5 protein-coding genes are annotated in these 10,703 nt (G+C 38.4%); 4 read left to right on the top strand and 1 reads right to left on the bottom strand.

The window, feature by feature from the left end; genetic code table 11:
* Window positions 1-390: 390 nt before the first annotated feature.
* Complete coding sequence (locus FWF39_RS10615; protein WP_343383414.1) at window positions 391-1,500, bottom strand: PDDEXK nuclease domain-containing protein; 1,110 nt, start codon at window positions 1,498-1,500, stop codon at window positions 391-393.
* A 1,113-nt stretch (window positions 1,501-2,613) separates the two neighbouring features.
* Between FWF39_RS10615 and FWF39_RS10610 the strand changes: the two genes are divergently transcribed.
* The 4 genes from FWF39_RS10610 to FWF39_RS10595 all read left to right on the top strand — a co-directional run.
* Complete coding sequence (locus FWF39_RS10610) at window positions 2,614-3,114, top strand: hypothetical protein (RefSeq protein WP_343383413.1); 501 nt, start codon at window positions 2,614-2,616, stop codon at window positions 3,112-3,114.
* Between the two features lie 455 nt (window positions 3,115-3,569).
* On the top strand, window positions 3,570-4,271 hold the full coding sequence (locus FWF39_RS10605; RefSeq protein WP_343383412.1) for an ABC transporter ATP-binding protein: 702 nt from the start codon (window positions 3,570-3,572) through the stop codon (window positions 4,269-4,271).
* An 87-nt stretch (window positions 4,272-4,358) separates the two neighbouring features.
* Entirely contained in the window at window positions 4,359-7,319 is a 2,961-nt protein-coding gene (locus tag FWF39_RS10600; protein ID WP_343383411.1) for an FtsX-like permease family protein, read from the top strand.
* A 949-nt stretch (window positions 7,320-8,268) separates the two neighbouring features.
* On the top strand, window positions 8,269-10,703 hold a 2,435-nt coding region (locus FWF39_RS10595; RefSeq protein ID WP_343383410.1), incomplete at its 3' end, for an InlB B-repeat-containing protein.

Here is a 10,703-nt window from a genome sequence, read left to right as displayed (position 1 = left end):
GTCGGTTTGGGCGGCAGATCGAAATGGTTCGGGTAAGCAGATAGATTGGCATTTTACCACAAAACAAGCAAGAGGTAAACTAAAACATCTATATCCTAACTTATAATGCGGTCAAAGCAATATCTGCTATTGTAGATTTCTGAGTAGTTAGTTTACAAGCAAAAAGGATGTACAGCAACAAAACCGCTAAATAATGTCGATAAAATAAAATACTACTTGAACTCTATTTTCTCTGTGTTAAAATCTGTTTATCAACAAAACGCGCAACATGTTGCGAGTTTTAGTAGAGGTACAACAATATGCCTAACGAATTAGCACAAAAATGAAACAAAGAATTTGACTGATCCCGAAATAGTACAGTTTAAGCGTACGACCTATGTTTGCAGGTATCTAATTATCCTCTTCTATGTCGTTATTTTTTGGTTCGTAGAAATATTCTATTTGTTTTGGTACCTCACCAATTGGAAATGTTTTGCGGCGCTCAAGACGTTCTTGTGCTTCAGAGAGTATTTCTTTAATTTTTCGTTCAAACTCTGCTTTCGGAGGTAGTTCAGTCCAATATTGAGCAACAGCAATTCCTTCCTTAGAAAGCTCCATTAACTCTATCTGATCACGACTTGCAGTTGGACAAAGTATAAGGCCAATGGGTGGATTTTCGCCTTCCTGTCGTTCATACTTGTCGAGCCATTTTAAATAGAATCGCATCTGCCCCATATATTGGGGCTTAAAACGTCCTATCTTCAACTCCACAGCTACAAGACGCTTCAATTTACGATTGAAAAACAATAAATCTAAAGTAAAATCATCCCCATCCATAGTCATACGTTTTTGACGTTCAACAAAGGTAAATCCCTGACCAAACTCTAGAATAAATGCTTCAAGTTCAGATAATATGGCTTTTTCCAAATCTGCCTCTAAAAAATTATCCTTCAAACCTAAAACATCAAGCAGATACGGATCCTTAAACATATTAAACGGTACAGTTGATGCTTCAGTTAATGTAGAATTGGCAATTTCACATCGCTCATAAGCCTTTCGCGATATTTGCACCCGCAAATCTCGTATACCCAAATGCCGTACAGCCGCATCTTTTGCATAATACAGTCTTGCTTCAAGAGTTTTTAAGGGTAATATTTCGATAAAGTGTGACCAACTCAATTCTTGTGACAGTGTCGCAAGAATTTCAACGTCAGGAAATAATTCTGCAAATTTAATCATACGAGTTATTTTTGTGTACTCAAAACTCTTCCCATATTTTCCACTCAATTGTTGCGACAGTGTCGCAACAATCTGCTTACCATACTTAGCACGTTCACCACCAAGTAAAACTGAACCAACATACTTCCCAATTTCCCAATACATCAACGTGATTGCTTGATTAGCAAAAGAACCAGCCTGTCGTTTACGATTTTCAATAATATTTACAACCTGCTCAAATAGTAAAGACTCGTCAATTTGTAAATTATTATCTGTCGCAACTGGGTTCTGCTCTTTTTTCATGATAACCACACTATCTATGTCATTAGGACTATTGCACTCTTTATAAATAGACATACTTGTTTAACATTTTTAAAGCTATTTTTCTGTTGATTTCAGTGAAACAATTAACAAATCACACGGTAAAAAATTTGCATACAATATTAATTGTGTTCAACTCTGTAAATGACTCAAGCAAATTATTCCCTTACCAGTTATAAATAAACTGCAGGTGTTCATCCAAATGACGATAACCCTATACTCAGGAGGCGAACCTGAACTTGTAAACGAAGACGTCTATATTGAATGCTGGCGCTGAAATTAAACGAATCATGGATTTGTATGTGATAAAAATTAAAGTTGTGGAGAAAATTTGTGATTTAGGATAATTTTTGAGCTTTGTAAGGTGCAATTGGATGCTGGTTTTATGGATGTTTGAAGTTGTTTTTACCGAGGAAGATATGAAAATCTCAAAAACAGAGGTTGAAAAAGTGCCTAAACTTCATTTTGAGGTCGAGTTGTTAGGGGTGATGTTAGAAATTTTACGGAGATAGTTGCAGAAAAACTTGATTTTTAGTATCAGAATAGACCAAAAAAGGGGAATTCTTTGGTGTCATCGCCATTTTGCGCACGTTCAAACCCTGCCCTCGGCACCACTCCATACTTTTGGCATAAACATGCGAGCGACAAGCCATTTTGTTTCCGAAACAGAATTTATCTTCTTGGCGATCTCAGACAACAATAGTTCAACTTGTTATGGAAAGAAAACATATTAGCGACCAGTGGTGTATCCTTTTTAGTGTTTAAAATGAACCCTCAAAATCAAGATGTGATTTTGGGGGAAAGGCTCCATACTCATAGCGCCGAAGCCCGCCGAAGGCTCCATCCTTCTGAGTACACATCCTTTCCAAGTTTCGGTTTTTAAATTCCCAAAAACTAATGAGAATTTAGCCTTGAAAGACGGTGACATAATCAAAGTGGTAATCATAACGGATTGCTTGCAAAGGGCTGATTCTATGTTGAACTTTACAGTAGTCAATTTGAAACGGAGGTGTGAATAAACTCGAGAGGAAATGCTAAATAGTCGGGTTTTTAATTCGATTGTTCAAGTTTCCTCATTTCAGGAGGTTCAAAATAATGAGCAAACGGAAACAATATGATAAATTAGAAAAGACCTTAGAGCAAAAATACAAAAGCCATCGGGAAAATGAGGTTGTTTTGAGTAACGAGGATTTCAAAAATGGAAAGCTGACTGTGTTTGGGTATAACCATTTGAAACAGCAATGTGACTACATCCCGTATAGCGAGGATATTGAGATAAAAATACCCAAAGAGTGTGAATCCGGTTTCAAGGATACGCTTGAAAGTATGGGTGCAAACGAGCTGTCTCGCATAAAAAAAGATAGGCGTGATACCAAAATCGCGGCGTTGGTGCTTTTGTTTACTGGAATTTTGTTTGTTGTACTTGGAAATATTCTTGAGTTTTTTCGGGGTAATTTTTTTCAAAATATAGTTGTCATAGTTAGTTGGGTTTTTGTTTGGGCGGCGGTGGAAAAATGGTTTTTTGACCGTAGAGCTTTGAAAGAAAAAAGGAAAAGTTTACTCCAAATTTTATCGGCAAAAATTACTGTACAATAATGAAGCGAACGTTAATAGGTTCCTGGTACATGTCCTGAAGTGCACCCAACGGCGTCTTTGATGTGTGTCGGCTTTTTTAAGCGGAGCTGATAGCAATTATCCGAATAACAAGACTCGTCTGTGAGTTACCCTTTGCGGATATGTTATTTTTTCCTAACTGGTGTGGAAGGGTTATGAGGTGAGCGGCCTTTTCTATTAGTAGCGCTTAAATGGATTCTTAAAGTCAAGCTACGTTTTTGAGGGATGGTTTGTGCTCAAACGGTTAATTCCCGAAGGCTTGTTGGGTTTTAATGGAACTGTTGTGTTGTATGTCTAAGCATCTGTTTTGTTTTGTTTTTTTGTGGTGTTTTGTGTTTGTTGGGTTAATGGTGTGAGGGTTAATCCTTGTGGTTACAAACTTTACTTGAGTCCTTATACTATAAATAGTGGTTTATGTCAAGTGAAGGGGATTAGTATTGCCGTTGATAGAGTTTGAAAATGTAGGGAAGCAGTATGTTGTAGGGGATATTAAAATCGCGGCGCTTGAGCATTGTTCTTTTTCGATTGATCAGGGGGAGTTGGTTGTTATTCTTGGGCCGAGTGGGGCTGGGAAAACAACGATTTTGAATTTGCTTGGTGGTATGGATAGTCCCAGTGAGGGCTCTATTTTTGTGGATGGGCATAAACTTCATGAGTATAGTAAAAAGCAGCTTGTAGAGTATCGGCGTAGCGATATTGGGTTTGTTTTTCAGTTTTATAATCTTGTGGGGAATTTGACGGCTCTTGAGAATGTAGAGCTTGCTTGTCAGATTTGTCCTAATTCTTTTAGTCCTAAAGCTATTTTAGAGCAAGTTGGTTTGTTGGAGCGGGCGGCTAATTTTCCTTCGCAGTTATCGGGTGGGGAGCAGCAGCGTGTTGCTATTGCACGGGCGATAGCGAAAAACCCCAAGATTCTTCTCTGTGATGAGCCTACTGGTGCGCTTGATAGTGATACGGGGCAGCGTATTATTGCTTTGTTGCAGAAGACCTGTAGAGATATGGGTATGACTACGGTTTTAATCACCCATAACACCGTTATTGCTGAAATTGCAGATAAAGTCATCAAGGTGAAAAATGGGACGGTAAAAAGTGTGACTATAAATAAAACTCCTAAAACTGCAGATGAGATTGTGTGGTGAGGTTTCTTACTCTATAAAAATACTTTTTTAAAAATTAAGAAATCTCTGGGCCGCTATATTTCACTTTTAATTATCATACTGCTAGGTGTGGGATTCTATGCTGGGCTTCAGATAACTGCTCCCAATGTTTTAGCGGTTGCTGATACTTATTATAAAGATCATACGCTTATGGATTTTAAAATTGTTAGTTCTATGGGGTTGACCGATGCTGATGTGGAGGCGATTAAACAATTAGAGGGTGTGGCTGAGGTTGTTGCTAGTTATTCTTTGGATGTTCAAAGTAGAGGGAATACGATTCGTATTCACGCCCTTGAGGAAAACATCAATACTCCCCGGTTAATGGAGGGCCAAATGCCCCAATCAGATACAGAGTGCCTCGCAGATAGCCGAAATTATCAGATTGGTGATATAGTTGAGATAACTGATGATGTTGAGGACAGCCTCAAGAATACAAACTTTACCGTTGTGGGCTTAATTGATTCGGTTCTATATTTGTCTGAGGATTATGGCAGTACAACTGTTGGCAACGGTAAATTGGCCTCATTTATTTTCGTAAACAAGGCCAACTTTATCTTAGATGTATACATTGAAATTTATGTTATTCTAAAAACTGATGCTGTTTTTGCATATTCGGATCAATATAGTGCTCTTAGCTCAAAATTTAGTGATGCACTCTATAAAATAAAGCCGGATCGAGAGGACGCGCGATATTTTGAAATATACACTGAAGCAATGGAGCTTATTGAGGAAAAAGAAGCAGAGTTAAATTCTGAAAAAGCAAAAGCTGAAAAAGAATTCTATAACGCAAAAAAAGAACTGGATGAAAACACCCAAAAACTAAAAGATGCAAACAACGAAATAACAAAAAATGAAGCTCTATTGGCTGAGACAATAAAAACACAAACTGCAGAATTTGATTTAGCAAAACAACAAATTGCCGATGGATGGGCTGAAATTAATTTTGCGCTATCTGAAGCGGGCATAACCCAAGACGAAATCCCCGCATACATTGATGCATTAGAATCCACGCTGTCTTGTCTGCAGACACAGCTTGAGAATTTGCCTGCTGATAGTCCCGAGTATGCTGTTCTTGTTGCAACTATTGCAGAGTATTCCCAAAAATTAGCGGGACTTGTGCAATTAAGCGGCTCTATTGATACTTTAACTGAGCAGGAAAACCAATTAAATGCGGGTATTGCAGTATTTAATGTTGAAATGGAGCAGGCAAAAACCGCGCTAGGTAACGCAAAAACTGAAATTGCCGCCAACCAGAAGAAATTAAATGAGGGGTACCGAGAATATTCTGCAAATCTTGCGAAATTTAATCTTGAAATAGCTGATGCTCAAAAACAAATTACCGATGCTAAAACGGAGCTCTCAGATATAAACCATCCAGTGTGGTATATCTCCGATCGAAAAATCGTTGTGGGTTATGCTGAGTTAGAGAGCAGTATTGATATCGTTGCGATTGTTTCAGTTATTTTTCCGTTCTTTTTTATTTTAATCTCTATACTTATGACATCAAATTCGATGGCTCGGATGATCACTGAGGAGCGCGGCGAGTTAGGTACTTTGACCTCACTTGGATATGGTGATAAACGCATTATCTCTACTTATCTGCTCTATGTTTTATCTGCTTCGGGGATTGGCGCGGTAATAGGTTTTTTTATCGGCTGTCGAATCATACCGCCGCTTATATGGGAAAATTTTATGTTCATATTTCCGCCTTTGGTGTTGCAATATAACTTGGTTGTTTTTGGGCTTATTTTAGCTGTTACTTTTGCACTTATGTCTATTGTTACAATCGTTGCCTGCAACAGAGAACTAAAACAAGTGCCCGCTTCTTTGTTGCGTCCACTTCCTTCTAAGCGGGGGCAGCAGATATTTCTGGAAAAAATTTCTTTCCTATGGAAACGGCTCTCCTTTACTTGGAAAATTACACTGCGCAATATGTTTCGTTATAAAAAACGTGCATTTATGACCATTGTAGGGGTAGCGGGATGTGCTTCTTTGTTGCTTGTTGCCTTTGGAATACACGATGGTATGAGTGGTATTGTGCAAAAGCAGTATGGTGATATTATCCAATACGATAATATGATTATTCTAAAAGATGAAACCCAAACCATAAATGCTGAATTAAAAGAATTGCTAAATGAGCAGCAAATTAGTGATCCGCTCTTAATCAAGCAAAGCGCTTATGCGGTTGAGATAAATAAAAAATCCCTTGATTTCTTCTTAATTGTGCCTCAGGAGCATGAATTGTTTGAGAAATATTTCCATCTAAAAAGTACTCTAAATGGTCAAGATGTTGTTTTATGTGATGGTGATGTGGTGATCACTCAGCGAATTGCTGCTGTGTATGGCTTAGGCAGGGGTGATGTTTTTACAATCAAAGATGCAAACAACAACTTTTATGATTTGACTGTGGCTGATGTAGCGGAGAATTATGTGTCCAATTATATCTATATCAACGCTCCAACATATGCGGAACTGTTTGACCAATCGATAGCGTTTAATGCCATTGTTTCAAATAATGCGGCCCCAGACGAAACAAAATTGGCTGAAAATCTCATTAACAGTGGCTTTGTTGTCACCATAGTTTTCTCAAATGACGTTGTAGAGACGGCTAACGATAATCTCACAAGTTTAAATGGTGTAATTATTCTTGTTTTAGTTGTCGCTTCGATTCTTGCTTTGGTGGTGCTCTATAATTTGACTGCTATAAATATTAGTGAGCGCACCCGTGAAATCGCCACCCTCAAAGTATTGGGTTTTCGCGACGGCGAAACAAACTCCTATATCTATCGTGAGGCCTTCATTTTAACCGGTATCAGCATAGGTGTGGGTATGATTTTGGGCATTATTTTGCACAGTTTTGTGCTGGCTATTGTTGAAATCAACGCCATATCCTTATATAGAAGCATTGAATGGCCAAGTTTTGTTTTGTCGGGTGTAATTACTTTGATTTTTTCTGTTTTTATGCAAGCAATAACTTACTTTAAACTTAAAAAAATTGATATGATTGAATCTTTAAAAAGCATAGAATAATCTCAACATTCCCACTTGGATTGTCCACTTTTTGGGTAGCTGGGTCTTGTTTGGTTATTTTTGAAAACAGGGGCAGTTTATCGTGAATGTGTTGTGTTTTCTTTGTATGCTGTGTGTTTTTGGGTTTGGGCCTTGGCGGCAGATTTGGTGAGTGGTGGGTGGTTAGCTAAAGTCTCTTTTGTTCTGAGTTTGCTCGTTAAGTGTGTGAATGGGGGGGGGTGAGTAGCTAAGTGAAATCTGAATAAACCAAAATAGTGATGACATTTTCGTTGTTGCTTAGCAGTTTCTGTTATAGTGGTGTTTTTGTTTAATTTGTATGTGTTTAGTTGATTTTTTGTTTGTTTATTGTAGTGTTTTTTGCGTTTTTGTTGATGTGGGTGATGGTGGTTTGCGAAAAGTTAATGATGGTGGTCTCTTGAATTGGTGCTTTTCTTCTTAGGTGTTATTTTGTAAATTGTGGGTTTGGTGTGTTGTTTGGTTGTGTTGATTTTGAGGTGTGTTGGTTGTTGTTGTCTGTTGTGTGTTTTATGGGTTTGTGATTCATGTTTGATTCATGTTATTTGTGTCATGTTGTATGTGATTGTTGTATGGAATGTTGTTATATGTGAACGTTTAATAGTGTCATGTCTGTTGATATTTGACAGTGCTGAAATGAGTCAATAGGGGTTATCTGTCAGGTGATACTAGAGAGGCAAATCCATAAAAACCAAAAAACACTCCAGAACTCACTCAAACAAACATTTAATCCAAAACCAGTCATTGTAATAGACACAATATTGGTTCTGAGTATTGATTCCTTCTTAATGCTCACAAACAACAATTCTGGCGAAGGCAATCTGCCTATGCCTAACACATACCAAGTAAACTGCCCCAACTACAAAAGCGCGACCTCAATAATTTTGTCAAAAATTACTCAAACTAGTTACATGTCGTATGGAGGATATATGTAATGGTCTTTTCAATGAATATGAAACTCAACACAAGTATCCGTAAACATAGTAGACAATTTTCAGGTATATTGTGTTTGATTTTTACCTTTATATTTCTAATGGGGGTGATGCTGCATGCATCGGCTGATTATACTGGTACCTTTCTCCTCATAAGTGTTAATCCAGAAACCGCATTTGTTACACCTGACGGGTCCATTCACCGATTACCCGATGCCACTTATATTCAAATTTTCTTTGACTATGTAACACAAACTGCTTCTGATAAAATTGTGCTAGATGGGAATAGTTTGTATCTGAATCGTCAACCTATGGCTGATCTTGCAGTATATGCGGAATTTGTTTCATTTAATGAAAATCCCAACAAGCACTATCATGGTAATCTGAATATCACTGGGTTACCTGTTATGTATGCACATTACGGTGAATACTCTATTGATATTCTGGAGAATGATAAGCCTACAAGCGTATTATTTGATTTCAAGGAACTAACAAGAGGTTGGTATAATGTTCAATTTCGTGATTGGGACGACCAAATAGTTATTGATGACTATGAACGTGGTGACCAAGCGGTTCCACATGGGGGCAATGCTATTGAACCCGACCATCCTAAACGTTATGGGTACACTTTTACAGGTTGGGATAGACCTTTCACTAATGTAACACAGCCTTTAATTGTCAGAGCCTTATACGACAAAAACCCTTACGAGGTAACATTTATTGCTAATGCCGATGCAGATCCTGCTGTAGTTCCCAATCCAGAAAGTATGACTGTGCTTTTTGATGATGCGTACGGCACATTAGCCGCCATATCTAGGGATTATTATACTTTTGATGGATGGTTTACAGAGCCTGTAGGTGGCGTTGAAGTGACTGCCGCTACTGTCTTGAAACTTGCAGAGGACCATAATTTATATGCCCACTGGACACCCATTGTATATACTATCAGCTATGTATTGGATCATGGTGAATTACATCCGGGTGTTAACGCGAATGGCAATCCCAAAGAGTATACAGTAGAAAGTACTTTCCCAATAAATATTGAAAATCCTGCAAAGTTTGCTTATGACTTCCAAGGCTGGATGATAACATATGCCAATGAATTCACCACACCCTTGCCCTCGGGGGGTATCCCTATTGGAACTACCGGCAATATCATACTATCTGCACTCTGGACACCTGCAAAATACAATATCATCTATGATTTAGGTGTTGATGGTAGTCTACTTGATCCCACAAACCCTGATGGGTATACTGTTGAGAATTTTCCAAATCATTCTATTATTGATCCAACTAATCCTGACTATGTCTTCATGGGGTGGAAGGTAAAATATGAAAATGGTTTTAAAGATCCTGGTTTAAAGTTTGACTATGTGATTCCTGCGGGAACCACTGGGGATATTACGTTTTATGCCCAATGGATACATGAGGGCGGTGTGTCTAAAGATATTGTAGATAGATTCGTGTTTGTTGAGGATAATCCAGTTTCTTACGATATTTCGTATGTTTATGAAATACCCGCTAATATATCTGACGTTGAATCGTTTAAGATTGTTGATTCTTGGCTTCCTAAAGATAGTCTTAGCTATGCTGGTTCTTATGTTTTAAAAATTGATAAAGAAAATGTTACCTCAACAAACATATCAGTTGTGCCTGATGATGGTAGTGTTACTTTTGTGATTAATCCAGTTGCTCTTGCTGATAGTGAAGGCAAATTGTTGACTCTTATGGTTACTTTCATGGTTGATGATGCTGCACAGGGTATTTCAAATAATGTCAAAGTGTTTATTAATAATATTCTAGTCGGTGAGGATACGGAAGCTCTGTGCCTGATTAGTTATGATCCTAACTGGCCAGTTGTTAATAACCTGCCAGTTGCGGGTAATGGTGCTGTGCCGTCTTCTTATTTGTATAAGGCGGGCTCAGAAATTACGGTGGCCGGTAATGATGGAGAACTCGTGGTGGATGGCTGGGTTTTCATTGGTTGGAGCATGGCTATTAATGGTAGTGGCGGCGTGTTTGTTGAGGATGACATCTTTACAGGTAAGGCAGATACAGTGTTGTATGCGCAGTGGGTACCTGTTGGGGATGTAACTAAGGAGATCCTTGGCGGCCCAGCTGGCTCGTATAAGTCGGGTGACCAGATTAAGTATGTAGTTAGTTACAAAATTCCAAGCGGTATAGGTTCTGGTGTGTCACTTAAAATTGTTGATACTTGGACTCCTTTGGGTGGTTTGACTTATGTGGGTGCGTTTGTGAAGATTAATGGTGGCGTTGTTACTGAGGGTGTTGATTATACTGTTGTTTCTGATGCGGGTGAGGTTGTTTTCACGTTTGATCCTTCGGTTGTGTCAGGTGATGCTGTAGTGGAAATTACGTTGAGTTTCACGGTAGGTGTTGCTTCGGGGGGTATTTCTAATTCTGCGACGGTGCTTAT

The sequence above is a fragment of the Candidatus Bathycorpusculum sp. genome, from assembly GCF_009778815.1.
GTDB lineage: Archaea > Thermoproteota > Bathyarchaeia > Bathyarchaeales > Bathycorpusculaceae > Bathycorpusculum > Bathycorpusculum hydrogenotrophicum.
Note: the sequence above shows the minus strand (reverse complement) of the source record. Positions and strands in the feature narration are given on the sequence as shown.

Coding starts and splice junctions, on each gene's coding strand:
- FWF39_RS10610 (WP_343383413.1), top strand. CDS start 2,614: ATGAGCAAACGGAAACAATATGATAAATTAGAAAAGACCTTAGAGCAA.
- FWF39_RS10615 (WP_343383414.1), bottom strand. CDS start 1,500: ATGAAAAAAGAGCAGAACCCAGTTGCGACAGATAATAATTTACAAATT.